A 26133-nucleotide genomic window follows, 5' to 3' on the forward strand; every position below is an offset into this window, starting at 1 on the left:
GACGACAGAGAAGGTGACTGCCATGGACTTCGCCGTCGAGCTGCGCTCGGTGCGCAAGACGTACGGGACCGGGAGCGCCGCGGTGACCGCGCTGGCCGATCTGAGCATCGGCTTCGCCACGGGCAGCTTCACCGCCGTGATGGGGCCCTCCGGGTCCGGCAAGTCCACGCTGCTCCAGTGCGCGGCCGGGCTCGACCGGCCCGACTCCGGCCAGGTGATCCTCACCGGCGTCGAGCTGGGCGGGCTGGACGAGCAGCGGCTGACCACGCTGCGCCGGGAGAGGATCAGCTTCGTCTTCCAGGCGTTCAACCTGATCACCGCGCTGACGGCCGCGCAGAACGTGGGGTTGCCGCTGCTGCTGGCGGGCCGCAAACCGGCCGCCGACCAGGTGCAGCGCGCCCTGGCCGAGGTCGGACTCGCCGAGCGGAGCTCCCACCGCCCGGCCGAGCTGTCCGGCGGGCAGCAGCAGCGGGTCGCGATCGCCCGCGCCCTCATCACGCAGCCGGCGGTGCTGTTCGCCGACGAGCCGACCGGCGCGCTCGACACCCGCAGCGCCAAGGAGGTGCTGGAGCTCATCCGCGCGATGGTCGACCGGCACCGCCGCACCGTGATCATGGTGACGCACGACCCCGTCGCCGCCTCCTACGCCGACTCGGTGGTCTTCCTCACCGACGGGCGCGTGGTCGACACCCTGCACCGCCCCACCGCCGACCGCGTCGCCGGCCACATGACGAACCTGGAACGCCGATGAGCCCCTACCACGGCGACCTGTGGGTCCGCCGCTTCCACGAGCCCCGGCCCGGCGCGCCGCGCCTGGTGTGCTTCCCGCACGCGGGCGGCTCCGCGAGCTTCTTCGTGCCCCTGTCGCAGGCGCTCAGCCCCGGCCTGGAGGTCCTGGTCATCCAGTATCCGGGCCGTCAGGACCGGGTCGCCGAGCCGTGCGTCGAGGACCTGAACGCGCTCGCCGACGAGATCTTCCTGCGGGTGCGCAAGCTCGCCGGCCCGCCCCCGGCGCTGTTCGGGCACAGCATGGGCGCCACGCTCGCCTTCGAGGTGGCGCAGCGGCTCGAAGGCGACGGGATCGCGGTGCCGCACCTGTTCGTGTCGGCCGCGCGCAGCCCCTCCTCCGAGCGGTCGGAGGAGGTCCACCTGCGTGACGACGACGGCATCATCGCCGAGATGCGCCGCCTCGACGGCACGGATGACGTGCTGCTCCTGGACCCCGAGCTGATGCGGCTCGTGCTGGGCCCGATCCGCAGCGACTACAAGGCGCTGGAGCGCTACCGCTACGCCGGTGGGGTGCTCGCCTGCCCGGTGACCGCGCTGGCCGGTGACGCCGACCCGGGCACCAGCCTGAGCGCGGCCCGCTCCTGGCGCGACCACACGGGCGGCGCGTTCACCTTCAGGCGGTTCCCCGGCGGGCACTTCTACCTGACCGACGAGCTGGCCGGGGTCGCCGAGGAGATCAGGCGGACCCTGCTGCCGCCCGATCCCGGGTCAGTCGTCTAGCGTCTCCGCGCCCAGGAACGGCTGGGCCAGCAGGCCGGCGGAGAAGGGCAGACCGGTGATGCGCTCGGCCAGGGCGAAGGCCCGCTCGATCGGACGGTCGATCTCACCGCCGGGGACCAGGCCGGTCGCGCGCATCTCCGCGGCGAACCGGTCCGCGTCGGCGCCCGAGGGGAGTTCCGGGTGGCGCGGGTCGAAGGCGACGACCGGCGTGCCGTCGACGATGTAGGCGAAGCTGTCGGAGGCGTAGTCGTGGCGGCAGATCGAGACCACCTCCGTCCCCTGGGACACGGGCCCGTACACGTCGGGGTCGACGGCGAGCTGCCAGCCGCCCGGCTCGACGACCACGGTCCAGTCGCCGGCCTTCGTGGCGCCGATGAAGCCGGCAGCGTCCTCGCGCATGGTGTCGATCGAGCGTTCGCCGAGGTCGTCGAACGCCACCTCCTCCAGGGTGTCCTCGTCCACGCCGAAGCGGCGCAGGACCTCGTCGGGGGTGAGGTTGCGTACGAAGGACACGCAGTAGACGTCGTCCAGCGTGTCGGCGCCGGGGAGAGGGACGAGGTGTCCGGGGATCTCGGTCATGGTCGCTCCTGTGTCGATGTGAGCGGAATGATCGCAGACGTGGCCGACAGATCGGTGCGCAATGGTGGGCGCACGAGCTGGCCAAAAACCTATACAAACCGGACAGAAGGCCATAATCTCTACTTGTCCCAGTCGGGGGACGACTGGGACGCCAAAACTTTACGGCTCGGCCTGCTTGCGCTGCATGACCGCCGAGATCACCAGCAGCGCGACGGGGACGAGCAGACCCAGCGCCAGGTCCTTGGGCTCGATGAGCCCGGCCAGCAGGCCGGCGGTGCCGCCCAGGCCGAAGGTGGCGAACACCACCCAGGCCCAGTGGCGGCGCGCCCAGCGCAGCGGACGCGGCCTCGGCCGGGCGGGCAGCAGCGGCTTCAGGGCCGCCGCCAGCGGCCGGTCACGGTCTCCGTGCCGGAGCACGACGACGCCCTCGGCCCAGACGACCCGGTCCGCGGCACGCGCCAGCGGCAGCGCGCGGATCCCGGCCAGCGTCTCCACGCACGGCCACACGCCCCACAGCGTGACGTTCATGTCGTGGTTGTTGGGCCACGAGCCGTCGTCGCACTGGTCGGTGACGATGCGGTGCACGGCCTCGGCCAGCCGGGCCGTCACGTCCGGCTCGGGCACGCGCGGGTGGCGCATGAGCGCCGTGGCGGCGACCGGCAGCGCGTAGTGCATGAGCGGCGGGGGCCGCCAGATCTCGCTGCCGGTGGCGCTCGGCAGCCGCACCGCCGTGCTCTCCACCCGGTTGTGCTTCTCGTCCAGCGAGCCGGTGTCGACGTGTTCGAGCAGCCAGTCGAACCGGCCCCGCAGCCGCTCGTCGGCCGGGTCGGCCCCGGCCGCCAGCAGCGTCGTCAGTGCCATCGCCGTGTGCGCCACCCTCGGCGTCGCGCCCGGCTCCGCGCCCCACGCCCGGGGGAACAGGCGCTGGTCGAGGAGCCAGGCCACGCCGGACTCGACGGCCGGATCGTACGGGGCCGCCGCCACGAGCGCGCGCAGCGCCAGGCAGGTGAGCCAGGTGCGCGGCGGGCAGTCGGCGAACGATCCCCAGCCGCCCGAGGGGTGGCGGTTGCGGCGCAGCCACTCCACCGCGCGGTCCAGGTCGGGGGAGTCGGGCCGGGAGTCGCAGCGGAGCGTCGCCAGGCACCGGATCACCCAGGCCGTCGCCTCGACGACCGGGCGCTCGCCGCTCGTGTTGGTCCACCAGCCGCCGTCGACGCGGGGATCGGCGTCGCGGAGCTGCCGGGCCCGCAGGAAGGCGAGGGCGTCGGTGAGCTGGTGCGGCTTCTCTCCGGCGGCGTGGAAGGCCAGAAGCGCCACCGCGGTGGCGGTGGCGCCCGGGGGAGGGGTTTCGAGCATGTGGTACCAGCCGCCACCGCCCGCGGGGCTTTCGGTGTAGGTCCGGCGCAACAGGCTCGTCGACCGGCGCAGCGCGCCCTCCACCTGGGTCAGGTCTATCTCGTACATCGAGCCCTTTCGTGCCGGGCCGCCTGAGATCTCGCACGCATCGTACCTATTGATGGTGTTGCCGGGGATGGTGCCGTTGAATATGTTTGGGGAGCCTTTCGTGATTGATCTGGATAAATCCTGTATTTCGGCGTCCCTTATGGAGCAGGAGCGCATGAACGAAGGCGACACGGCGGTCATCGGCGGAACACCGGAGTGGGCCGCCTCCCTCCGCGACGGGGCCGGGCTCGTCCATCTCGGACCGTCCCCGGACGGCTACGCGGTGGAGGGAGCCGTGGTCAGCAGGCCCGCGGGCGGGGCCCTGCCGTACCCTCCGGGGTTCTTCCGGCGCGTCCACTGCGACCTGACGGCCGCCGCCGGCCTCGCGGCGGAGGCGCTGACGCTCCCCGCGCCCGGCGGGACCGTGACCTTGAGCCGGGTGCCGGAGGCCGAGCGGGAATCATGGCGCGAACGGCTCACCGCCGCCGGGCTCACCGCCACGGAAAAGAACGGCGCGGTAATAGGGCGGAACAATGCAACCGCACGGGCGGAAGAAACGGACTGCGTTTTCTGTGCCCGTTATCGATTCCGGATGAACGCCGACGCCGGAGTGCCGGGAGCGGCCGGTGTGCTGTGGGGTGACGACGACCTGTGGTGCGCCCCCGACCTCGCCCCGCTGCGGCCCGGCCACCTGCTGATCGTGTCCACCGCGCACCGCCCGTGCTTCGGCGCGTGCCCGCCCGCCCTGCTGGACAAGCTCGCCGCCTGGCGCGCCCTGGTGACCGCCATGCTGGCCGGCGCGTACGGCCTGCCCGTCACCTTCTTCGAGCACGGCCCGGCGACCTCGCAGGGCGGCGGCGCCTGCATCGACCACGCGCACCTGCACTGCGTCCCCGGCCTGCCGTCCCTGCGCGAGCGCGTCGAGGCCGAGGGACTGCGGGCCGGCCCGTACGGGATGACGGGCCTCTACCGCCGCCGGACCTCCTACCTGTACGTGGAGGACGCCTCGGGCCCGGCCGTCTACCCGTGCCGCGCGGCGCTGCCCACCCAGTTCCTGCGCAAGGCCGCGACCGCCGAGGGACGGCCGTGGCGCTGGCAGGAGACCTACGGCACGTTGGCGACGCGCGAGCTCTTCCTGGCGACGTTGCGCGCGCTGCTGCCGTGGGCCGACCGGCTGCTCAGCGGCCAGGCCGACAGCAGCCAGCGCAGCTCGGCCGCCGTCACCGCGTCACCGAACCCCATGGGCTCGCGGGCCAGCTCGTAGCCGGTCTCGTAGTCGCGGTGGACGAGGCCGTGATGGTAGACCGTGGACCGGCCCATGTTGCCCGCCCCCGACCTGATCAGCCACACCGGTCCGCCCGGCAGCGCCGCGTCGAGATGCGGGAAGAGCTGCGCCGGCGTCGCGCACGGCGTGCCCAGCAGGCCGTTGAGCGTCTGCAGCTCGGCCACGACGACGTCGGCTGCGTGCAGCGCCGGCAGCCACCGGCGGGAGTCCACGCGCCGGTGGAGGTCATGGGGCACCATGTCGACGCAGACCAGGGTGCCGCCGGCGTGCGCGATGCCCGCCGCCTCCAGCACGGCGCGGGCCGAGCGCGGGTGGAGGAGCTCGTAGCCGGTCAGGAACAGCACGTCCGCCTCGGCGATCGCCCGCCCGGCCGCCCGCACGTCGGCGGGGGCGAGCAGCTGCCCCTCCGGCAGCGGCTCGGCGACCATGAGCCGCACCCCGTCACCCGGCCCGGCGTCGCGCACCACCACGACGCGGCCGGTGCAGACCCCCTCCACCACGGTCAGGCGCGGCTCGACGCCCAGGGCGGCGAGCTCGGCCAGGATCGTCTCGGTGAACGCGTCACGGCCGATCCTGGCGACCAGCTCGACCCGGTCGAACCGGCCGACCGCCTGCCGGGCCAGGCCGAGCGCCACCCCGGCGGGCGTGACGTCCACCGCGCCGTAGTGCAGGCGGTTGGCGTCCAGTTCGGCGAAACGCAGCGAGTCGAGCCGGACGCGCACGTCCACCCGGATCTCCCCGATCACGACCAGGCGGCCCGCACGCCCGCCCGGCGGCCGGGCCGCCGTCATGCCGAGAGGGAGTCGGTGAGCCCCCGCCGGAGCAGGCGGACGAAATGCTCGACGGCCTGGTCCATGCCGGGAATGAGCGGATATTCGGCAAGCTCGTCGAGCGCCACCCAGCGGACGTCGCTGATGTGGTCGCCGGGCACCTGGTGCGCGCGGGACAGGCGGCGCGACAGCGGCCGGCAGATCCGGCCCACCGCGATCGCGCGGACCCGGGAGCGGCCCTCACCGCGCATGAGCCAGTCCCACATGTGAAACGGCGGCCCCGGCTCGATGTCGATGCCCGACTCCTCGCGCACCTCGCGGACGATGTGCTCGTCCAGCCCCTCGGCGGGCTGCATGCGCCCGCCGGGCACTTCCCACAGCCCCGGATGGTAGGGGTCGGCGGCCGATTTGCGCACCAGGAGCAGCCGCCCGTCGTCGGCCAGGAACGCCTTCTGCACGAAGGTGACGTGCACGTGCTGACGGCCGGCGCGATCCGCCTCGGTCAGGCCGCCCAGGAGCTGCTTCGCCACGGATTCCACCCCTGCCGAATAGGGAACGTCCTTGCGTGAGCCGGCGCCCAACCATAGCGCCCTTTCATTCTTCGCAAGACTCGAATGCCCGGCTGCTTGCGATTCTCCCGGCTGGAAATGAGCGGATCTTGCATTCCCAGTATCGAGGTAAAGGCGCGGGAATGCCAGCACGAGTCGCCGGACGGCGGTTATTCCATTATCGAATCGGTGAATTTCGGGCGGCTTAATGCGGCGTCGCGTTGATCAACCCGTGGCCCGCGTGCTCTTGATCTTCGGGGCGTTCGCTGGGAACTTGTCGGGGTGTCCAAGTGGAGTCGCGTTCTCTGGAAAGGGCTGGCCGTCGTGCTGCCGGCCGCCGCGCTGGCCGGGCTCGGCGGCTACGCCATGTCGCTGGGCGGGTCCGGCCTGAGCGAAGCGCTGGCCTTGGCGCCGCCGGAGGCCACCTCCGTCACGGTCACCGGGCTGATCACGGCCGAGACGTACGCCCGCATCGACGGCGTCGTCCGCGAACGGACCGGGGCGGCGCTCGGCGGGGCCGGGGGCGAGCCGGCCACCCGGTTCCGCTCCGACGCCTACGCGATGCCCGGCCAGGAGAACCTGCGCCGGCCCGAGCGGCTCAGGTTCGACAGCGTGAGCGACCTGCGCGAGCACGCCAAGCTCGTCGAAGGCGCCTGGCCCGGTCACGGCGGCGCCGACGGCACCGTGCAGGCCGCCGTCTCCCAGCCCGCCGCCACGCTCGCCAGGCTCCGCGCCGGACAGGAGATCACCGTCCAGGGGCGCATCGACGGCAAGCCGGTCAAGGTCCGGATCACCGGCGTCTACCTGCTCGACGACCCGTATGGGCCGCGCTGGGCCGACGACCCGATGCTCGCCAGGGGCGTCGACGAGCGCGACTACTACACCACGTACGGCCCGCTGATGGTCGACCAGCGGACCTTCCTCGACAGATTCGCCACCAACGTCAAGGCGTCCTGGACGTTCGTCCCCGACCTGACCGGCGCCGACGCGCACGCGACGGCCGCCAGGGTCGAGCGCCTGCGCGAGAGCCTGCTGAGCGCCGGGTGCGCCGACTGCACGCCCGTCAGCGCGCTGCCCGCGACCGTGGCCCGGCTCGACGCCGTCACCGCCGCCTCCCGGGCCGCCGTGCTCGGGCTCGCCGGCGGGCTGGGCGCGGCCCTGCTCCTGCTGCTCGTACGGCGGCCGGGCGTGCGCGGGATCTCCGTCGCCCTGGCCGCCGCCCTCGTCGTCACCACCGTGTCCATCGCCGCCACCTGGCGCACCTCCCAGGCCGACCAGGCGACCCACCAGGCAGGCGCCGACCTGCGCGTGCACGGCCCCGCCGAAGGCGGCACCCCGCACGCGCTCGGCCGCGGCAGCGCCTTCGCCGCGCTGCCCGGCGTCACCGCCGCCGTGCCCGCCCACCGGGTGACGGTCGTGGTCGACCTGCACGACGCCACCCTCGTCGGCCTCGACGCCGACCGCCTCGGCCAGGCGTACCGGATCCGCCCCGACCTGTCCGACCGCACCGTCGCCGAACTGGCCGCCGGCCTCGCCGCCGGACGCCCGGCCATCGGCGGGCTGCCCGTCCCCGGCACGCCGCGCACGCTCACCGTCGAGGCCGAGACGCCCGACGGGCCGCTGCCGCTCGTCCTGGTGGTCTCCGACGCCCTCGGCGCCTGGCACGGCGTGCCCGTGCCGCCGCTGCGCACCGGCGCCACCGACGTCGACCTGTCCGCGCTGGCCGGCCCCGGCGAGGAGATCGCCTACCCGCTCACCGTCCGCGGGTTCCTCGGCCGCGTCGTCGACGGCGTCCCCCGCACCGCGACCGTGACCGCCCTGCGCGCCGGCGGCCAGACGCTCACGCTGCCCACCGGCCAGCAGTGGACCGGCGGCGAGCAGGCCGACAGCGGGCTGTTCACCGTGCGCGTCGCCGACAGCGCCGTCACCGTCCGGCCCGTGCCCACCGCCGCGCCCGTGGACGGGCCGCTGCCCGTCGTCGTCACCGCCGACCTCGCCGCCGCGCACAACCTCGAGACCGGCCGCGAATCGGTCATCCTTCTCGAACGCAAACCCGTACGCGTCAAGGTCGCCGGCATCGTCGACCGGCTGCCCGCGACCACGCCCGCGCTCCCCGGCATCCTCGCCGACTGGCCCACCCTCCAGGTCCGCGAGCTGGCCGCCGGGCGGCTCCCCGCGCCCGCCACCGACTGGTGGCTCGCCACCGGCGACCCCCAGCGCACCCGCGCCGCGCTCGCCGCCCACCCCGGCTGGGACGTCCACCTCGCCCGCTCGCGCGACCTGGCCGCACCCCTCCTCGGCGACCAGCGGGCCGCCCTCCTGCTCGGGCTGGCCGCCGCGCTCGCCGTCCTCGTCCTGGCCGCGCTGCTCGCCGGGGCCCGCGCCCTCTTCTACGCGGCCGGGGGAGTGGCGGCCGGGCTCGGGCTCGCGTACGCGCTCGCCCCCGGGCTCGTCCGCGCCGCCCAGGCCGCCCCCGTCGTCCCGGAACCGGTGCCCGACCTGGCCTGGCCCGTGGCCGTGGCCATCCTGGTGCTGCTCGCCGGGCTGTCGGGCCTCGTCCACGTCCGGCGCGGCCGGGCCCGGCCGGAGGCGGTCCCCGTGCCGGTACGCGTCTGAGACCCTTTCGCCGGACAGCCGCGGGCGGGCCCGTATAGCCTCGCCGATGGTTCCCCCGCTGTCCCCCCGCTTTCTCCCCCCGACGAGGACTGGCCTGTGGTGCGCTCATGGTCGCGATCACCGGCCGGCCGGGTGGTGTGGGCCGGGGCCGACCCCGACGCGATCGAGCTCGCCGCCGATCCGCTGCCCGAGGACGGCCCCGCGATCGTCACCTACACCGCCCGCCCGGCCCGCACCGCCGCCGACCTCGTCGCGGCGGTCCTGGACGAGCTCGACGCCGCCGCGCTCGCCCTCTTCCCCGCCTGGCTGCCGGCCGCCGCGACGCTCGACGGCCCCGGCGGCGCCGCCCCGGCCGCGGTCCGCGCCCTGGCCCTGCGCGAAGCCGCGACCAGCCCTCACTTCGGCCCCTTCCTCGCCGCCCTGGCCACCCGCGCCCTGGCCACCCGCGCCCTCGCCACCCACACCCCCGTTTCCGCGCCCGGCCTCGTCCCGGGCTCCGCGCCCGGCTTCGGCCCTCTCCCGGGTACGGGTCCCACCCCTACCTTCGACCAGGACCAGGACCAGGACCAGGGCGAGGGCCGGGGCCAGGGCGCGGCCCGGGATCAGGCCGGGGCTCGGGGCCAGGGCGGGGGCGGGAGCCGAGACCAGGGTTGGGGCCAGAACCGGGGTCGGGGCCGGGGGCGGGGGCGGTTCGGGCCGGAGGCGCGGGCGGCGGGGCTGGCGCGGGTGCTGGCCGCGAGCTTCCGGCGGGAGTGGACGGCCATCCTGGTGCGCGTCCCCGGTGAGCTGCCGCCCGCCGAGCAGGAGGTGCTCGTCGCCGGCTGCGAATGGCTCGCCCACCGGGGTGGGTTCGGCGTGTGGCTGGCCGGGGCGCCGCTGCCCGCCGTGGACCGGGTGCCCGCCGTCCCGCTCCCGCTCCGGCCGCTCCGCCTTCCCGCCGTCCACACACTCCCCGGCGAGCGCGTACGCATCCCCACCGACCAGGCGGAGAGCGTACGGCCGGCCGGTTGGACGCCGGATGACCCGCGCCCGCCGCACGGGGAGGCGGAGGGCGGAGGGCTGGGGTATCCGCCGGTGGCGGGGCGGCCGCATCCGGCGAGCCGCAGCGAGCAGGCGCTGGAGGACGCACTCGCGCCCCGGCCCTGGGCCGCCGGGCGGGCGTGGAACCGGACGTACCAGCCCCACCCGCTGGCCCCGCCCATCCGGGTGGACCTGCTGTGGCAGGCGGAGCGGTGCGTCGTCGAGATCGACGGCCCCGACCACCGGCGGCCGGCCAAGTTCGCCGACGACCGGAGGCGGGACGTGCTGCTCCAGCTCGCCGGTTACGCGGTGCTGCGCTTCACCGATTCCCATGTGTTGACCGATCCCGGATCGGTGGCCCGGCAGATCGAGCTGTTTCTGCGGAGCCGCCGCGGGACTACCGAAGGATGAGCCATGTCAGACAAGGCCCTGTCGCTGCCCGAGTTCTCGGCGCTGGTGGCGCTGGCGGTCGAGGCCCGGGAGATCTCCAACACGGAGCTCAAGGCGCGGCGCGGGCTGTCGATCGACGGGAAGAAGCGGGTCAAGCTCAATGAGCTGAAGCTGGTCGACAGCTGGAAGCAGGGGCGCGGGTTCGCGCACGTGCTCACCGACGCGGGCTGGGCGCGGCTGGGGGAGGACCTGCGCGCGGGGCGGCTGCCGGTGTTCGGCGGCTCGTCGGGGGTGATCGCGCGGGCGCTGCTCGGCTGGCTGCCGGAGTTCCTGGAGCGTACCGACCAGCGGCTCGCCGACGTCTTCCAGCCGCTGGAGCCGCAGCCGCCGGGGGAGAGCGCGGACGTGGAGGGGCGGGTCCGGGACGCCTACACCCGGCTCGCGGCCTCGCCCGGCGCGTGGGTGAGCCTGACGCGGCTGCGGGCGCTGCTCGGCGACGTGCCGAGGGAGGCGCTCGACGGGACGCTGACCCGCATGGAACGCCTCGCCGACGTCAACCTCGTCCCCGAGTCCAACCAGAAGACGCTCAGCCCGCAGGACCGCGAGGCCGCCGTCCGCATCGGCGAGCAGGACAAGCACCTGCTGTGGATCGGGCAGTGACGGCCGGGGCCGCGGCCCTGGCGGCGCTCCGCTTCAACTACGCCGAGGGCGCCGACGACGTCTGGCGGCACTCCGACCACCACGTGGACGGGCTGCACGGGCCGTCCGCCGGGATCGTGCTCACCGGCCTGACCGAGGCCGCCGAGGGGCGCGACACCAGCCCGATCGGCGTCGTCGTCCAGGGGCAGCGCGGCACCGGCAAGACCCACCTGCTCGGCTGGGTACGCGAACAGGCGCAACGCCGCGGCGGCTACTTCGTCCTCGTCGGCCTGCTCGACGCCAAGGGCTTCTGGGAGAGCACCGTCGTGTCCGTCCTGGACAGCCTGTCCCGCGACGCCGCCGAAGGGCAGAGCCAGCTCGGCCTGTTCCTGACGCGGCTGGCCTCGGCGGCCGACCTGTCCCGGATGGAACGGCGCGCCGTCAGCGGCAGGAAGGCCGTCACCCGGGAGGTGCTGGACCGGTTCGTCACGGCGCTGCGCCGGCTCGACCGGCAGGTCGGCAGCCAGGCGCAGGACACGGCGCGGGCCCTGGTGCTGTACGCGTCCGACGACCTCGCGCTGCAGGACCTCGGCGAGGCGTTCCTGTCGTCGGCCCCCGAGGGGGAACCCGGCGAGCGGGCCCGCTGGGGCATCCGGCAGGTCGACCGCACGCCGCAGGAGATCGTCAGGGACGTCTCGCGGCTGCTGGCCCTCACCGGGCCCGCCATCGTCGCCGTCGACCAGATCGACGCGCTCGTCGCCCAGTCGCCCATCGCCACCGATCCGCTCGCCCGCGAGCCGGGCGAATCGGCCATGATCGAACGGATCGCCGGCGGGCTCATGGATCTGCGCGAGGTCACCCGGCGCACGCTCACCGTCGTCACCTGCCTGCCCGCGACCTGGACGCTGATCGAGAAGGTGGCCGTCGACACCGTACGGGACCGGTTCCGGCAGGCCGTGCAGCTCAAGACCCTGCCCGACGCGCAGACGGCGGCGCGGCTCGTGGCGCGGCGGTTCGAGGTGCAGTACGCCGCCGCCGGGTTCGAGCCGCCGTACCCGACCTGGCCCGTCCGGCCGGAGGCGTTCGAGCAGGCGCCCGGGTTCACGCCCCGGCAACTGCTCATCACGATCGACGACCACGTCCAGGGCTGCGTACAGGACGGGCAGGTCCGCGAGCTGACCCGGCTCACCGGATCCGGCACCGGCACGACGCGTCAGAGTCCCGTCCCCGACGCGGGCCTGCTCGCGGCGATCGACACGCGGTTCGCCCGGCTGCGCGACGCCGCCGAGCCGCCGGAGCTCGACGCCGCGACCGAGGACGTCATCGTCCCCGCGCTCCTCGCGGCGGGGCTGGCCGCCTGGGTCGGCGAACGCGGCGAAGCGGGCAAGGCGTTCAGCGTCGACCCGCCGCCCAGCGCCAAGCCGCCGCTGCACGCCCGGCTGCGGCACACGCTCGACGAGGAGACCGAGGACGAGGCGCACTGGGCGTTCCGCGCGGTCAGCGCCGCCCACGGGAACGCGGCGCTCAACCGGGTGCGCAAGGCGTCCGTCGCCGCCGGGCTGGATCCGCGCGTGCCCAAGCGGCGGCTCTTCCTGCTGCGCAACGCGCCCTGGTCTCCCGGGGTGCGCACCAAGGAGGCGATCGCGGCCTTCGAGCACGCCGGAGGGCGCACCCTGCCCGTGACGCGCGGCGACCTCAAGGTCCTGGCGGCGCTCAAGGCGCTGCTGGCCGAGAACCCGCCGGGGCTCGCTTCCTGGCTCACCACCCGCCGTCCCACGTCCGCCATCGCCTTCCTCACCCAAGCCCTCACCGGCCCCTGGACCGTTCCCCCCGAACCGCCCCAGTCCGATGCGTCCACACCCGGGGTGGCGCCGTCCGGTCCGGGCGGTGGCACGCCGGAGGCGCCCGCCCCCGCTCCTGGAGCGGCTGCGTCCGGTTCGGGTGGGGGCGCGCTGGGGGCGCCCGCTGCGGGAGGGGCGGGGCCGCAGACGGCCGCGCCCGCTCCCGTCGTGTCGGGTGTGCCCGTTTCCGGGGACTTCGGCGGTGGGGAGTACGTGGACGTCGGGGTGCGGGTGCAGTTGGAGGGGCTCAGGAAGCATGTGGCGATCTTCGCCGGCACCGGGTCCGGCAAGACGGTGCTGATCCGGCGGCTGGTGGAGGAGTGCGCGCTGCGGGGTGTGTCGGCCATCGTGCTCGACCCGAACAACGACCTGGCGAGGCTGGGGGACCGGTGGCCGGAGCGGCCGGAGGGCTGGGCGGAGGGCGACGAGCGCAAGGCGGAGGCGTATCTGGCGGGCACCGATGTGGTGGTGTGGACGCCGAGGCGGGCGGCGGGCCGGCCGTTGAGTTTCCAGCCGCTGCCCGACCTGGCCGGGGTGGCCGCCGATCCGGACGAGTTCGGCGAGGCGGTGGAGGCCGCGATGGCGGCCGTGGCCCCGAGGCTGAAGCTGACCGCGCAGACCGTGAAGGCGCAGCGCGGCCAGGCGGTGCTGCGCAAGGCGCTCGAATGGTACGGGCGGCGGGGCGGGACGACGTTGCGCGGCCTGGCCGGGATGCTGGCGGCGCTGCCGGAGGGCGTGAGCGAGCTGGCGGACGCGGAGCGCATCGCCGCGGATCTGGCCCAGTCGCTGCGGGCGGCGATGGACAACGATCCGCTGTTCGGCGGCGAGGGGACGCCGGTGGACCCTGGCCTGCTGCTGACGCCGCCGCCGGGCAGGCGGGCCCGCGTGTCGGTGGTGAGCCTGGCGGGCCTGCCGGGGGACGAGCAGCGGCAGAGCTTCGTCAGCCAGTTGCAGCTTGCGCTGTTCGCCTGGGTCAAGAAGAACCCGGCGGGTGACCGGCCGCTGGGCGGCCTGTTCGTGATGGACGAGGCGCAGACGTTCGCCCCGGCGGCCGGTGGTGTTACCGCGTGCCTGCGCAGCACGCTGGCGCTGGCGTCGCAGGCCCGCAAGTACGGGCTCGGCCTGGTCTTCGCCACGCAGGCGCCGAAGGGGCTGCACAACCAGATCCCTGGCAACGCCGCCACCCAGTTCTTCGGCCTGCTGAACGCGCCCATCCAGATCGGCGCGGCCCGCGAGATGGCGCGGGCGAAGGGCGGCGACGTGCCCGACGTGTCGCGGTTGCGGTCCGGGGAGTTCTACGTGGCGCTGGAGGGGCGGGGCCCGGTCAGGACGCGGGTGCCGATGTGCCTGAGCCACCACCCCAGGGCGCCGCTCACGACGGAGGAGGTCATCGCGCGGGCGGCACGGCCATCTCCCCCAGCTCCGACCAGCCGTCCTGCGCGATCGTCGTGTTGACGATCCGCGGGGTCTCCGCGAGGTGCGGCGGCAGCGTCCGCTGCGCCTCGCGGAAGTGGTCCGACCGGACGTGCGCGGCGCCGGCCTCGTCGTCGCGGAACGCCTCGACGAGCACGTACTCGTTCGGGTCGTCGAGGCTGCGCGACCAGTCGAACCACAGGCAGCCGGGCTCGGCCCGGGTGGCGGCGGTGAACTCGGCGGTGATCTCCGCCCACCTGGCGGCGGACTCGGGCAGTACGCGGAACTTCGCGGTGATGAAAATCATCGGGCCTCCTCAGGTCTCGGGGACGATCGTATGGCGGGTGGCCTGACCTGCCGTGACGCGCCCGGCGGAAAACTTCTCCGGTCGCGTGTCGATCCGGCGGCCGGTCGTTCGACGCGCTGGTGAGGGGGAGGTTCCCCCGCACGAGAGGACGACGTCATGCAGAAGGTCACGACATTCCTGTGGTTCGACGACCAGGCCGAGGAGGCGGCCACGTTCTACACCTCGCTCCTGCCGGACTCGCGGATCGTGGACGTCCAGCGGGTGCCGGGGGGCGCGGCGATGACGGTGACGTTCGAGCTGGCCGGGCAGCGTCACATCGCGCTGAACGGGGGACCGGGCAAGGAGTTCAGCGAGGCGACCTCCCTGTACGTGGACTGCGCGTCGCAGGAGGAGGTCGACGAGCTGTGGGCCCGGCTGACGGAGGGCGGCGAGGAGGGCCGGTGCGGCTGGCTCAAGGACCGCTACGGCCTGTCCTGGCAGATCATCCCGCGCGCCCTGCCGGACCTGATGGGCGGCCCGGACCCGGCGGTCGCGGCCAGGGTCGCGCAGGCCATGCTCGGCATGAACAAGATCGAGGTGAAGGGTCTGCTCGAAGCCGCCGCGGGCTGAGGTAAAACCTGTTGTCCCGGCGGCCGCCGATCTGGTGTGCTGCCGGGACACCGACGAGCGGAGGAGCTTCACGATGCGAGCCACAACCATGTCCCCCCAGCTGAGCACTTCCATCCACTCAGAGGACATGGCGGTTCGTGAAATTTCTGAATTTGGGCGTCCTTGCGCATGTAGACGCCGGTAAGACCAGCCTGACCGAGCGGCTGCTGCACGCCGCCGGAGTCATCGACGAGCTCGGCAGCGTCGACGACGGCAACACCCAGACCGACTCCCTCGCCCTCGAACGCCGGCGCGGCATCACCATCAAGTCCGCCGTCGTCTCCTTCCCGCTGGGCGACGTGACGGTCAACCTCATCGACACGCCCGGCCACCCCGACTTCATCGCCGAGGTCGAACGGGTGCTCGGCGTGCTCGACGGCGCGGTGCTCGTCGTGTCCGCCGTCGAGGGCGTCCAGGCGCAGACCCGCGTGCTGATGCGGACGCTGCGGCGGCTCGGCATCCCCGTGCTGATCTTCGTCAACAAGATCGACCGGGGCGGGGCGCGCTGCGCGGGCGTGCTGCGCGACATCGCGGCCAAGCTCGCCCCGGCGAGCGTCGCGATGGGCGCCGTCACGGGCGAGGGCCGGCGCGACGCCCGGTTCGTCCCGTACGGGCCGGGCGACGCGGACGACGCCCTGGCCGAGACGCTCGCCGAGCACGACGACGCGCTGCTGGCCGCGTACGTGGAGGGCACGCCCGTCCCGTACCGGCGGCTGCGCCGGGCGCTGGCCGGGCAGACGCGGCGGGCGCTCGCGCACCCGGTGTTCCTCGGCTCGGCCATCACCGGCGCGGGCGTCCCCGAGCTGATCGGCGGCATCCGCGACCTGCTCCCGGCCGCGCGCGGCGACGCCGGCGGGCCGCTCTCCGGCACCGTGTTCAAGGTCGAGCGCGGGCCGGCCGGGGAGAAGGCCGCCTACGTGCGGCTGTTCTCCGGCACGGTCCGCGTACGGGACGTCGTGCCGTTCGGCGACGGCCGGGAGGGCAAGGTGACGTCGATCGCGCTGTTCGACCGGGGCTCGGCCGTCCGCGCCCCGGCCGTCGAGGCGGGGCGCATCGCCCGGCTGCACGGGCTCACCGAGGTGCGGATCGGCGACGCCGTCGGACGGCCCCCGCGGCTCGCCCGGCAGCACTTCGCGCCGCCCACGCTGGAGACCGTCGTCGTGCCGGGCGACCCGTCCGGCCGGGCCGCCCTGCACGCCGCGCTCTCCCAGCTCGCCGAGCAGGACCCGCTGATCAACCTGCGCCAGGACGACGTGCGCCAGGAGATCTCCGTCTCCCTGTACGGCGAGGTGCAGAAGGAGGTCATCCAGGAGACGCTGGCCGCCGAGTACGGGCTCGGCGTCACCTTCCGCGAGACCACCACGATCTGCGTCGAGCGCCCCGCGGGCACCGGCGCGGCCGTGGAGCTGATCGGCAAGGGCGGCAATCCGTTCCTCGGCACCGTCGGGCTGCGCGTCGAGCCCGCGCCGATCGGGTCAGGCGTGGACTTCAGGCTGGAGGTGGAGCTGGGCTCGATGCCGTACACGTTCATGCGGGCCGTCGAGGACACCGTCCGCGAGACCCTGGGCCAGGGGCTGTACGGCTGGCAGGTGCTCGACTGCGTGGTCACGCTCACGCACTCCGGCTACTGGGCCAGGCAGAGCAGCGCGCACGGCGGGTTCGACAAGAGCATGTCGAGCACCGCCGGAGACTTCCGCCACCTGACGCCGCTGGTGCTCATGGACGCGCTGAAGCGGGCCGGCACCCGCGTGTACGAGCCGATGCACCGCTTCGCGCTGGAGCTGCCGGCCGACGCCTCCGCCGCCGTGCTGGCCGAGCTGGCCCGCCTCGGCGGCGTGCCGGGCGCCGCCGGGCCCGCCGGGAGCGCGTACCGGGTGGACGGGGTGATCCCGGCGGCCCGGGTGCACGAGCTGGAGCAGCGGCTGCCGGGGCTCACCCGGGGGGAGGGGATGCTGGAGAGCGCGTTCGACTCCTACCAGGAGGTGCGCGGCCCCGCGCCCGCCCGGCCGCGCACCGACCACAACCCGCTCAACCGGAAGGAGTATCTGCTTCACGTGATCCGGCTCGTGTAGGTCCGGAAGTGCGATACAGTTGAGGAGTCGACGCGGGGTAGAGCAGTTCGGTAGCTCGTCGGGCTCATAACCCGAAGGTCGTAGGTTCAAATCCTTCCCCCGCTACTCTTCACGAGATCCCGTCCGGTTGGGCGGGATCTCGTCGTTTCCCGGCAGATACGCGCAGCGGGCCCCCGTCCGCACGGCGGCCCGCAGCTCCACGCCGATGACCGGGTCCGCCTCCGCGATCCGCGCCAGCGCCCGCCTGACCGCCTTGCCGACGGCGATCCTGGCCCGCTCCCCGCCGCCCGCCCGGTCCTCCTCGACCAGGTCGGCCGCCGGGACCTCCCGGCCCGGCCGCGCCACCAGGACGGCCAGGTGACGCATGCCGACGCTGTCGGCGACGAGCGTGCGCCGCCCGCCCAGCGTCACCCGCCACTGCCTGCCGTGCGGCTCGATCCGGCACGCGCCCGGCCCGGCGGGCAGCATCATGCCCAGCTCCCTGGCCTCCTCGGCGGCGGCCGACCGCTCCCGGCGGGCCGCCTCGTCGTCGAGGCCGTGGCGCAGCGCCAGCGCCTGCGCCAGCCGGTGCCGCGACAGCGCCGCGGCGGGCCGGTGGCCCAGCGCCACGTTGTCGCGCACCGCCGCGCGGAGCTCCGCCACCGCGCCGTCCACGTCGCCGGTCGTCAGCGCCGCCATCCCCAGCGAGTGCCGCACCGAGCCGAGACACGTCACGCCCGGCCCGGCCACAGCCGGCAGCCCCGCGTAGGGCGCCAGCAGCTCGCGGGCCCGCGCCGCCGTGCCCGTGTCACGCAGCAGGTACGCGGCCTCGGTCAGGAAGTAGAGCGTCGCCAGCCAGCTTCCCGAACGCGGCAGGTTCTGGCCGCGCAACCGGGCCAGCACCCCCGCCGCCGTCCGGTGATCGCCGGCCGTCGCGGCGGACACGGCCAGGCTCGCCGCCACCGCGTGGTCCACCGGGCTGAGCGTCGGCGACCCGGCCAGCTCGCGCAGCGACGGCACCAGCTCGCCCGCCCGCCCCTGGAACCAGCGGATCGCGCCGAGCTGCTCGCCGTACCAGCCGGGCGCGTCCACGTGCCCCGCCTCCGCGCCCCGCTGCGCGCACGCGCCCGCCAGCGCCTCCGCCTCCTCGAACCGGCCCGCCCGCGTCGCCAGCATCACCTCCGCCGCCCGCGCCACGAACCCGACCGCCAGATGGTCGCCCGCCGCCAGCGCCGCCCGCAGCTCCCGCAGCGACGGCTCCGCCTGCGGATCGGCCGCCTTGAACAGGTCGACCGTCCGCCACATCAGCCCCATGAGCAGGTCGCCGCGCCGCCCGGTGCGCGCCGCCACGCCCGTCAGCTCCGACGCCAGCGCCAGCCGCGTGCCCGCGTGGGCCGGGCCCAGCAGGCAGTGGTGCGCCAGGCTCAGCGCCTCCGCGAGCGCCACCGGGTCACCCGCCGCCCTCGCCTCCTCCAGCAGGCGCAGGGTCCCGGCGTGCTCGCCCGCCCGGTAGTCGTCCTCGCCGCGCATCCTGATCCGCAGCCGCAGCGCCAGCGGGGAGCGCGGGCCGACCAGCGCCAGCGCCCGCCGCTGCCGCGCCCGTACCGTCTCCTGACGCGGGCCCGGCCGGTGCTCCTGCACCCAGATCCCGCCCAGCCCGAGCGCCGCCCGCGCCAGCGCGGCACGGTCGCCGCTCGCCTCGGCCCGGCCGTGCGCCGCCTCGAAGCAGCGCCGCGCGGCCCGTAAGTCGCCCTCCTCGTACAGCGCCCGCTCGCCCGCGGTGATCGCGAACGCACCGTCGTCACAGCGGGCCAGATCCACGCCCCCCACCGAACAGCCACCTCCCGGGAACGCGCGCGCACGCCATCCCAACAGGCCCCCGCCCCCCGGCGCACACCACGCCTGCGCATCGTCGCACGGGGACGGGCGAAAAGGGTAGGCGCGCAGGTGTCATACGCTTGCGCACATGATTCGCCCCGCCACTCCCGACGACGTGCCCGTGATCAACCAGCTGGTCCGCGACCTGGCCGAGTACGAGAAATCCCTGCACGAGGTCAAGCTCACCGACGAGCGGCTGAAGGACGCGCTGTTCGGCGACTCCGCGGCGGCGTACGCCCACGTCGCCGAGAGCGACGGGCAGGTCGTCGGCTTCGCGCTGTGGTTCCTCAGCTTCTCCACCTGGACCGGGACGTACGGGATCTATCTGGAGGATCTGTACGTTCGGCCGGAGAGCCGGGGCGGCGGGCACGGCAAGGCGCTCATGACGGAGCTGGCCCGCATCGGCGTCGAGCGCGGCTACGAGCGGTTCGAATGGTCGGTGCTCGACTGGAACCAGCCGTCGATCGACTTCTACCGGTCGATCGGCGCCGAGCCGTGCGACGAGTGGATCCGCTACCGGCTCTCGGGCGACGCCCTGACGACCTTCGCCGGTCAGTCCCGGTAGCCGGTCAGTCCCGGTAGATCGTCAGCTCGTAGGAGTAGCGGTCGGCCCGATAGAGCGACAGCGCGCGCTCGACCGCCCGGCCGCGCGCGTCGTAGGCCGTCCGCTGCACCAGGAACGCCGGCGAGAACGCCGCCACCCGCAATTCCCGCGCGTCGGCCGGGTCCAGCACCGTCGCCCTGATCGTCTGCTCGGCCCGGCGCGGGGCCAGCCCGTGCCCGGCCAGCTCCTCGTACAGCGAGCCGCGCAACGCCTCGCCCAGCGCGCCCGGCACCAGCGCCGACGGCAGGTAGGAGTGCTCCAGGCAGATCGGCTCGCCGTCGGCCGTACGCACCCGCCGCACGTGCAGCACCTCGGCCGACGGGCTGATGCCCAGCGCGTAGCCGACCTCCGCCCCGGCCGGGATGCGTTCCTCCGTCACCGCCAGCGACCCCGGCCGCAGCCCCCGCGCCCGCATGTCCTCGCTGAACGAGGTCAGCTCCACCGACTTGGCGATGCGCGGCTCGCTCGCGAACGTCCCCGAGCCCTGCACCCGGTAGACGCGGCCCTCCCGCTCAAGCTGGTCGAGCACCAGCCGCACCGTCAACCGGCTCGCCCCGAACTCCTCCGCCAGACTGCGCTCGGTCGGCAGCCGGTCGTGCGGGGCCAGCTCGTCGCCCAGCAGCGAGAGCAGATGCCGGCGCAGCCGTGCCGACTTGCCCTCCGCCTCCTCGTTCACAGCGGGCAGTCTAGCCCTCCCCAGAATTGGGCTATACCATTTCGCCGAGCGAATTCCCCTTGTCGTGGGGGATCAGGTGGATTGGGCTATACAACCATGCTGGAACAGATCCGGGGCGGCCTCGTCGTCTCCTGCCAGGCGTCCGACGGGCACCCGCTGCGCGACCCCGAGACCATCGCCCGGCTCGCCCGCTGCGCCGAACTCGGCGGCGCAGCCGGGCTCCGGATCAACTCCGCCGCCGACATCCGCGCCGTCCGGCGCCACACCGCGCTCCCGGTCATCGGCCTGCACAAGATCCCGTACGCGCACCGCCACCTCATCACCCCCACCCTCGGCCTCGCCCGCGACCTGGCGGCGGCCGGGGCCGCGATGGTCGCCGTCGACCTGACCCGCGAATCGCCCGCCGACGCCGAGCTGCTCGCGGCCGTGCGCGCGTTCGTGCCCGTGATGGCCGACGTCTCCACCCTCGACGAGGGCCTCGCCGCCTGGGACGCGGGCGCCGCCGTGGTCGGCACCACCCTGTCCGGCTACACCGCCGCCCAGCTCCCCACGCCCGACGACCCCGACCTCGCCCTCGTCGCCGCCCTCGCCGGGCACGGCGTGCGGGTCGTCGCCGAGGGGCGCTACCGGACCGAGGACCAGGTACGGCGCGCGTTCGAGGCCGGGGCGTGGGCCGTCGTGGCCGGCGGCGCGATCACCGACCCGGTGTCCCTCACCGCCCGCCTCACCCACGCCACCCCGGCAGCCTCCCGATGACGGCGAACCGGCCAGGCGACCTGTCCTGGGACCGCGGTGGGGAGCCGGGCACCCGTTCCGAGGCGCCCGGCGTCGACTCCCGGGCTTCCAGCGGTGGTGGCGGGGCGCTGGCCGTGGCGGTGGACATCGGCGGCACCAAGATCGCGGCCGGGCTGGTGGGCGCCGCCGGGCGGCTGACCGGCGCGCGGCGCACGCCCACCCCGGCGGCCGACGGCGGCGAGGCCATCATGGCAGCCGTCCTGGACTGCGCCCGCCCCCTGCTGGCCCTCGGCGGTGACCGGGTGGTGGCGTGCGGCATCGCGACGGCCGGCGTGGTCGACGCTGGCGGACGCATCTCCAGCGCCACCGACCTGCTCACCGGCTGGGCCGGCACCGACGTCAGGTCCATCGCCGGGCACGCCCTCGGCCTTCCGGTGGCCGTGGTGAACGACTGCCATGCCGCCGGAACCGCCGAAGCCCGCCTCGGCGCCGCCCGGGGCGCCCGCACTGCCCTGGTCGTCGCCGTCGGCACCGGCATCGGCGGCGCCCTGGTGACCGGCGGCACCACGTACCCCGGCCCCACGGGCACCGCGGGCGCCCTCGGCCACCTCCCCGCCCCGGCCTCCGCCCTGGTCGCCGGTCGCAAGTGCTCGTGCGGCGCGACGGACCACATCGAAGCCCACGCCTCAGGCCCCGCGATCGAGCGCACGTACCACGAACTGACAGGCCGCGAGCTGACAGGCGACCGCCTCGATTTGGCCGCCATCGCCGCCCTGGCCCGATCCGGCGACCCGCGCGCCACCCAGGTGATCACCACCGCCGCGACCCTCCTGGGCCGTACGCTCGCGGGCGCCGCCAACCTCCTGGACCCCGACGTGATCGTGATCGCGGGCGGTGTCTCGCGACTCGGCCCCCTCCTGCTGGACCCGCTCCGCCTGGCCTACCGCGCCGACGCCCTGCCCGGCCCCCGCCGCGCCCCGATCCACCCGGCGGCCCTCACCGACCAGGCGGGCCTCATCGGCGCCGGCCTGACCGCCCTCCCCCCACCCTCCTGACCAGCCCGTCCTGGCCGCAGCAGGCCGAGATCCGGGCAACCACCCGCCCGTCCGGACCGCGCCCGTACGGACCGCCCCGCGCCTCGTGGGCCGCCCCCGCGCCGAGCTCGCCCGAACGGTCGTCTCCCAGGGGCGGCTCCCGTAACTGCGGACGGGCCTCGGCGGGGCGTGGTGGCGGCCCGGGGCCGGTTAGGATGCCGCGCATGCCGCGTCCCCCCGCTCTTCGGCTGGCTGCCGGGCTGCTCGCCGTGTTCTGGCTAGGTCTCGTCGGCGGCGCCGTGCTCGTGTGGGGGACCGCCGCCGCGCCGTTCGAGATCTTCGCCGGGGTGTTCTGGAGCTCGGTCTGGTGCTTCTGGCTCGCCCGGGTGTGGCTGGGCGGGCCGATGGCGATCGGGTTGATGCGCGTGGCGGTGCTCGGGATCGGCTCGGTCCTGCTCGTGGGCGCGGTGCTCGCCGCAGGGGTCTCCGGTGGCGGGGTGTATCCGTCGCAGGGGATCGGGGCCGGGGCGGCGCTGTGCGGTGTCGCGGGCGGGCTGCTGCTGGGGCGCGAGGACGTCAAGCGGTGGAGCCGTTCCACGGCCAGGGTGCGGGTGGTGCGGCAGCCGCCTGACGGGACCGCGTTCGACCTGCGGGGCGCCGCGCTCAGGCAGGGCCGGGGGATGTTCGGCTGCCTGATGGTCGTCATCTCCGTCGCCGTGCTGGTCGTCGTCGGGGTGATCGGCGCGACGCTGCCCGAGGACCGGGGGGTGGACGCGCCGGACTACCTCGCGTTCATGGCCGGCGTGGTGCTCGTCGTGATCATCGGCATCGCCGGATATATCCGGATCAATCTGCGCGCCAAGGCCCTGGGCGTCCTGACCGTCACCGAACGCGGCATCAACGAGCACCCCTGGCCCAGAATCCGTTCGGCCGCCCTCTCGTACACCGGCGAAGCGAAGACCGTCGACGGCGTCCGCCGCTACCCGGGGGCCCGGCTCGACCTGTCGTTCCACGACGAGCCCGGCGAGCGCCACCTCGCCCTGCCCGGCGACGCCCACCTGCACGGCTCGATCGCGGCGGCCCTGGCCACGCACTGCCCCGAGGGCACGTTCCTGGGCTGGGTGCCACGTACCACCCGATGACCGTCCGCGCCGGGCCGGTGACCGTGCCGCCGCGTCGCCCCCGCCCGCCACCTCGGCAGACGCGGAACCGACCGGCTCCGCCACGCCCTGACCCGCCTCCGCGAGATCACCGACCCCTACCGCTGACCTTCCTCCAGAGCCGCCTCGATGCCCGCGACGAGCGTGCGCAGGCCGTGCTCGAACGCCTCTTCACCCAGCGGGCTGTCCCCTTCGCGCAGCGCCGCCGCCAGCGTCTCGCCGGGCGGCCCGGCCGGCTGTCCGCTCTCGGGACGTTCCGCCTGCTCCTGCAGCACGAACCCGTTGACGTAGTGGGTGACGTGGGTGATCGCCCGCAACGCGAGCACCGGCCCGAACCCGCGCCTGACCAGCTCCGCCAGCTCCTCGTCGAACCTCGCGACCGTCTCCGCGCCGAGCCGCGTGGCCCCGGCGACGATGCGGGCGCTGTCGCGGTGCGCGAGCAGGCAGCGCCGGTACGCGCGGGCGCGCCGGGCCAGCCACTCCTGCCACGTCTCGTCCGCGCCCGGCGGCCCCATGCCCGCCGCCAGCACGATCGCGTCGGCCATCCCGTCCAGAAGCTCCTGCTTGGTGCGGATGTGCCAGTAGAGCGCCGGTGACCGCACGCCCAGCTCGGCGGCCAGCCTGCGCACGGTCAGCCCGTCGAGCCCGACCTCGTCCAGCAGCCGCAACGCGGTCTCGACCAGCACCTGTGGGGACAGCGCGCCCCGCCTGTTCTCGCCCATCGACGCCCTACCTTAGCAATGCTAAAGTCGCCCTTAGCGTTGCTAAGGAGGCACCGTGCTCACCATCCCCACCCCCGACGGCGCCGGCATACACGCCACCGACGAGGGCCGTGGCCCCGCCGTCCTCGTGGTGCACGCGGGCCTGGACGACGGTTCGCAATGGCACAAGGTCGCCCGCCTGCTCAGCCCCCGCCACCGGGTCGTCCGGATCCACCGCCGCCAGTACCGCCTCGACCTGCGCCCCCGCTGCACCATGGCCCAGGAGGCCGACGACGTCCGCGTGGCGGCGGCGGCGCTCGGCGGCCCGGTGCTGCTCGCCGGCCACTCCTCTGGCGGCGTCGCCGTCCTGGAGGCGCTCGCCGCCGCCCCCGGCGCGTTCGCGGGCGCGGTCCTCTACGAACCCCCCGTCGTCACCGGCCCCCCGCTCGGCGGCGAGGCCACCGCCCGCACCCGCGCCCTCGCCGACGCCGGCCGCCCCGGCAAGGCCATCGAGATCTTCGTCCGCGACGTCGTCGGCATCCCGCCGTTCGCCTCCCGCCTCGTCGGCCTGTACGTGGCGGCCGCGCCCAGGATGCGGGCCCTGGCGCCCCGGCAGATCGACGACCTCGAGGCGATCGACGAACTCGGCGACCGCCTCGACGCGTACGCCGCCATCGACGCCCCCGTCGTCCTGCTCGGCGGCGACCGCAGCCCCGCCCACCTGGCCGCCCGCCTCGACGCCCTCGAACGCCGCCTCCCGAACGCCCGCCGCGTCACCCTGCGCGGCCAGGGACACAGCGCCCACCTCCGCGCCCCGGCCGAGGTCGCCCACGTCATCGAAACCCTCGCCACGGAAGTCCTCACCACCCCCGGAAATGCGTAGGCCCCAGGAGCCCGCTCCGCAGCGCAGGATGCCGAGCCGATCGCGACGGTTCGCCTACACTGTGAGATGTGAGTGCCGCGCCGGAAGAGTATGAGGACATGCATCGGCTGGTCGACCGGCTGACGGCGGATCAGCTGCGCGAAGTCCGCGCCCACACGCTGAGGCTCGTGCACGGCGCCGGCTCCGACGGCGACACCCACTGGCCCCCGGCCTGGTTCGCCTCCATCACCACCGACCGTGACGACAATGCCGAACGCGCTGAGCGTCGTTACTCCTGACACGGCACCGATGACCCTCGCGTGACAGCCCGGACAAGCCATCGAGCGGGTGTCACTCCGCATCTCCGGCGCTTCTTGGACCGGTATGCCGGGCCGATCACATCGGTCAGGGGCGGGTGAAGAAGGCTCGGAGGTCGGCGGCCAGGGAGGTCAGGTGTTGCCCGGCTTCGATCCAGGTGGTGACGGACGCCTCCCACTCCGGGAGTGTGAACCCTTGGGGGCGGAGTGTCCAGGTCAGCGCGATGTGCCCGCCGGAGTGGAAGGCGGCTGTGAGGGTGAGCTGGTTGGTGTGCCAGGTGCGCTCCCCGGTCCAGCCGCGGAAGTCGTCCACGAGTGCCTGCAGGAAGCCGGGGATGTCGCCGTCCCTGTCCCAGACGGAGACGATCGCGTCGGGGACTCTGGCCAGCAGGCCGTCAGCCTGGGCCTCGATGGTGAAGCTGGTTTCGTAGGCATCGGTGAACTGCCTGCCGGTGAGGTGAACGGTGAGGCTCGGATCCTGCGAGCACCGGACAGTCACGCAGGGCGGCTCGGGGGGTTGGTGATCTCCAGTGTTCACCTGGGCAGGGTAGCCCCCGTCCCGGGTATGCGGGTTCGACGCCTGCCGTGCCGAAACGGCCAAGGGTGCGGCGAAAAGCCGGGAAGACGTCCGAACGAAGTGAGGCCCATCGATCCCGAGCGGGCGGAGGGGCGCAAGCACGGAATCGGTCAGCGAGTGGGGGAGAGAGGCGTCCGAACGAAGTGAGGTCCTTGGGGGTTGGCGACCACGGAATCGGTCAGCGGGTGGGGGAGCAGGCCATGTCCGGTGAAGGACATGGCCTGCCTGGTGTTCACACGCCGGCGCCTGCCCGGATCCTCTCCGACTGGCGGCCGGTGTGGCCGTACATCTCCTCCTCCGTCTGCGCGTCCGGCCCGTGGGTCTCCTCGATGCGGAGCGCCACGCCCATGCAGAACAGCGTCGGTGCCCACTGGCCGATGAAGATCCCCCACCGGTCGGCGCGGTCCATGCCCGCGTTCTCGACGTTCTTGGACGTCATCCAGGTGGCGAAGGCCAGCCCAATGGAAGCGATACCGGCCAGATAGCAGTGGTTTGACTTAATGCCCATCTTGTGGAGCGTTTTGATCATG

General features: G+C 74.4%; 24 protein-coding genes, 1 tRNA gene and 1 pseudogene. 16 read left to right on the forward strand and 10 right to left on the reverse strand.

Annotated elements, in window-relative coordinates; translation table 11 throughout:
- Positions 1-22 precede the first annotated feature (22 nt).
- A complete protein-coding gene (locus tag ACBI99_RS09015; RefSeq protein WP_219508243.1) occupies positions 23-751 on the forward strand; it encodes an ABC transporter ATP-binding protein in 729 nt (242 codons plus the stop codon).
- Positions 748-1509: a thioesterase II family protein gene (locus ACBI99_RS09020; RefSeq protein WP_219508244.1), complete on the forward strand. Its 762-nt coding sequence runs from the start codon at positions 748-750 to the stop codon at positions 1507-1509. Before ACBI99_RS09015 ends, ACBI99_RS09020 begins: the two co-directional genes overlap by 4 nt.
- Here ACBI99_RS09020 and ACBI99_RS09025 read toward each other — a convergent pair.
- Positions 1498-2088, reverse strand: coding sequence for a DUF6461 domain-containing protein (locus ACBI99_RS09025; protein WP_219508245.1), 591 nt, complete (start codon positions 2086-2088; stop codon positions 1498-1500). The genes ACBI99_RS09020 and ACBI99_RS09025 overlap by 12 nt on opposite strands.
- A gap of 159 nt (positions 2089-2247) precedes the next feature.
- A complete protein-coding gene (locus ACBI99_RS09030) occupies positions 2248-3552 on the reverse strand; it encodes a prenyltransferase/squalene oxidase repeat-containing protein (RefSeq protein WP_219508246.1) in 1305 nt (434 codons plus the stop codon).
- Positions 3553-4123: 571 nt separating this feature from the next.
- Here ACBI99_RS09030 and ACBI99_RS09035 point away from each other — a divergent pair.
- Positions 4124-4414, forward strand: a pseudogene (locus ACBI99_RS09035) (hypothetical protein); the annotation flags it as partial.
- Between the two features lie 221 nt (positions 4415-4635).
- Here ACBI99_RS09035 and ACBI99_RS09040 read toward each other — a convergent pair.
- Both ACBI99_RS09040 and ACBI99_RS09045 read right to left on the reverse strand, forming a co-directional pair.
- Entirely contained in the window at positions 4636-5607 is a 972-nt protein-coding gene (locus ACBI99_RS09040; protein ID WP_246645559.1) for a carbohydrate kinase family protein, read from the reverse strand.
- Positions 5604-6116, reverse strand: a complete 513-nt coding sequence (locus tag ACBI99_RS09045) for an NUDIX domain-containing protein (RefSeq protein ID WP_219508248.1) — start codon at positions 6114-6116, stop codon at positions 5604-5606. The genes ACBI99_RS09040 and ACBI99_RS09045 overlap by 4 nt, the downstream gene beginning before the upstream one ends.
- 300 nt (positions 6117-6416) lie before the next feature.
- Here ACBI99_RS09045 and ACBI99_RS09050 point away from each other — a divergent pair, with 300 nt between their 5' ends.
- The 4 genes from ACBI99_RS09050 to ACBI99_RS09065 all read left to right on the forward strand — a co-directional run bounded on the left by ACBI99_RS09050 (position 6417) and on the right by ACBI99_RS09065 (position 14095).
- Positions 6417-8750, forward strand: coding sequence for a hypothetical protein (locus ACBI99_RS09050; RefSeq protein ID WP_375072070.1), 2334 nt, complete (start codon positions 6417-6419; stop codon positions 8748-8750).
- Between the two features lie 96 nt (positions 8751-8846).
- Complete coding sequence (locus tag ACBI99_RS09055; RefSeq protein WP_375072071.1) at positions 8847-10181, forward strand: endonuclease domain-containing protein; 1335 nt, start codon at positions 8847-8849, stop codon at positions 10179-10181.
- Between the two features lie 3 nt (positions 10182-10184).
- Positions 10185-10820 (forward strand): hypothetical protein, encoded by a 636-nt coding sequence (locus ACBI99_RS09060; RefSeq protein WP_219508252.1) that lies wholly within the window; start codon positions 10185-10187, stop codon positions 10818-10820.
- A complete protein-coding gene (locus tag ACBI99_RS09065; protein WP_357587317.1) occupies positions 10817-14095 on the forward strand; it encodes a helicase HerA domain-containing protein in 3279 nt (1092 codons plus the stop codon). The genes ACBI99_RS09060 and ACBI99_RS09065 overlap by 4 nt, the downstream gene beginning before the upstream one ends.
- On the opposite strand, the gene ACBI99_RS09070 is transcribed toward ACBI99_RS09065, so the two are convergent.
- Complete coding sequence (locus tag ACBI99_RS09070) at positions 14028-14360, reverse strand: putative quinol monooxygenase (RefSeq protein WP_219508254.1); 333 nt, start codon at positions 14358-14360, stop codon at positions 14028-14030. The two genes, ACBI99_RS09065 and ACBI99_RS09070, sit on opposite strands and share 68 nt — an antisense overlap.
- Before the next feature lie 156 nt (positions 14361-14516).
- On the opposite strand from ACBI99_RS09070, the gene ACBI99_RS09075 reads away from it, so the two are divergent.
- From ACBI99_RS09075 to ACBI99_RS09085, 3 genes are all read left to right on the forward strand, one after another.
- Positions 14517-14969 carry a VOC family protein gene (locus ACBI99_RS09075; RefSeq protein ID WP_219508255.1) on the forward strand — a complete coding sequence of 151 codons (453 nt, stop codon included), beginning with the start codon at positions 14517-14519 and terminating at the stop codon, positions 14967-14969.
- 152 nt (positions 14970-15121) lie between these two features.
- Complete coding sequence (locus tag ACBI99_RS09080) at positions 15122-17080, forward strand: translation factor GTPase family protein (protein ID WP_246645563.1); 1959 nt, start codon at positions 15122-15124, stop codon at positions 17078-17080.
- A 31-nt stretch (positions 17081-17111) separates the two neighbouring features.
- Positions 17112-17185: transfer RNA gene (locus ACBI99_RS09085), tRNA-Met, on the forward strand.
- Here the strand turns inward: ACBI99_RS09085 and ACBI99_RS09090 are convergent.
- Complete coding sequence (locus ACBI99_RS09090; protein WP_219508257.1) at positions 17183-18889, reverse strand: hypothetical protein; 1707 nt, start codon at positions 18887-18889, stop codon at positions 17183-17185. The genes ACBI99_RS09085 and ACBI99_RS09090 overlap by 3 nt on opposite strands.
- A gap of 136 nt (positions 18890-19025) precedes the next feature.
- On the opposite strand from ACBI99_RS09090, the gene ACBI99_RS09095 reads away from it, so the two are divergent.
- Positions 19026-19502, forward strand: coding sequence for a GNAT family N-acetyltransferase (locus ACBI99_RS09095; protein WP_375072072.1), 477 nt, complete (start codon positions 19026-19028; stop codon positions 19500-19502).
- Between the two features lie 4 nt (positions 19503-19506).
- Here the strand turns inward: ACBI99_RS09095 and ACBI99_RS09100 are convergent, their stop codons facing one another.
- Positions 19507-20217, reverse strand: coding sequence for a GntR family transcriptional regulator (locus tag ACBI99_RS09100; RefSeq protein ID WP_357587313.1), 711 nt, complete (start codon positions 20215-20217; stop codon positions 19507-19509).
- Positions 20218-20313: 96 nt separating this feature from the next.
- Here ACBI99_RS09100 and ACBI99_RS09105 point away from each other — a divergent pair, with 96 nt between their 5' ends.
- The 3 genes from ACBI99_RS09105 (at position 20314) to ACBI99_RS09115 (ending at position 23128) form a co-directional block, all read left to right on the forward strand.
- Entirely contained in the window at positions 20314-20973 is a 660-nt protein-coding gene (locus ACBI99_RS09105; RefSeq protein ID WP_375072073.1) for an N-acetylmannosamine-6-phosphate 2-epimerase, read from the forward strand.
- Positions 20970-22007 (forward strand): ROK family protein, encoded by a 1038-nt coding sequence (locus ACBI99_RS09110; protein ID WP_375072074.1) that lies wholly within the window; start codon positions 20970-20972, stop codon positions 22005-22007. Before ACBI99_RS09105 ends, ACBI99_RS09110 begins: the two co-directional genes overlap by 4 nt.
- A gap of 203 nt (positions 22008-22210) precedes the next feature.
- The gene (locus ACBI99_RS09115) at positions 22211-23128 is read left to right on the forward strand and encodes a hypothetical protein (protein ID WP_375072075.1); all 918 of its coding nucleotides are present in this window, start codon (positions 22211-22213) and stop codon (positions 23126-23128) included.
- A gap of 116 nt (positions 23129-23244) precedes the next feature.
- Here ACBI99_RS09115 and ACBI99_RS09120 read toward each other — a convergent pair whose 3' ends face one another.
- Entirely contained in the window at positions 23245-23868 is a 624-nt protein-coding gene (locus ACBI99_RS09120) for a TetR/AcrR family transcriptional regulator C-terminal domain-containing protein (protein ID WP_219508263.1), read from the reverse strand.
- Positions 23869-23923: 55 nt separating this feature from the next.
- Here ACBI99_RS09120 and ACBI99_RS09125 point away from each other — a divergent pair, with 55 nt between their 5' ends.
- Both ACBI99_RS09125 and ACBI99_RS09130 read left to right on the forward strand, forming a co-directional pair.
- Entirely contained in the window at positions 23924-24730 is an 807-nt protein-coding gene (locus ACBI99_RS09125; RefSeq protein WP_375072076.1) for an alpha/beta fold hydrolase, read from the forward strand.
- 98 nt (positions 24731-24828) lie between these two features.
- The gene (locus tag ACBI99_RS09130) at positions 24829-25008 is read left to right on the forward strand and encodes a hypothetical protein (RefSeq protein WP_375072077.1); all 180 of its coding nucleotides are present in this window, start codon (positions 24829-24831) and stop codon (positions 25006-25008) included.
- A gap of 106 nt (positions 25009-25114) precedes the next feature.
- On the opposite strand, the gene ACBI99_RS09135 is transcribed toward ACBI99_RS09130, so the two are convergent.
- Together ACBI99_RS09135 and ACBI99_RS09140 are read right to left on the reverse strand one after the other, a co-directional pair.
- Complete coding sequence (locus ACBI99_RS09135) at positions 25115-25564, reverse strand: DUF6228 family protein (RefSeq protein WP_375072078.1); 450 nt, start codon at positions 25562-25564, stop codon at positions 25115-25117.
- Between the two features lie 271 nt (positions 25565-25835).
- Positions 25836-26132 (reverse strand): hypothetical protein, encoded by a 297-nt coding sequence (locus tag ACBI99_RS09140; protein ID WP_219508266.1) that lies wholly within the window; start codon positions 26130-26132, stop codon positions 25836-25838.
- Between the last annotated feature and the right edge of the window lies 1 nt (position 26133).

The sequence above is a fragment of the Nonomuraea sp. ATR24 genome, assembly GCF_041950485.1.
GTDB lineage: Bacteria > Actinomycetota > Actinomycetes > Streptosporangiales > Streptosporangiaceae > Nonomuraea > Nonomuraea ceibae.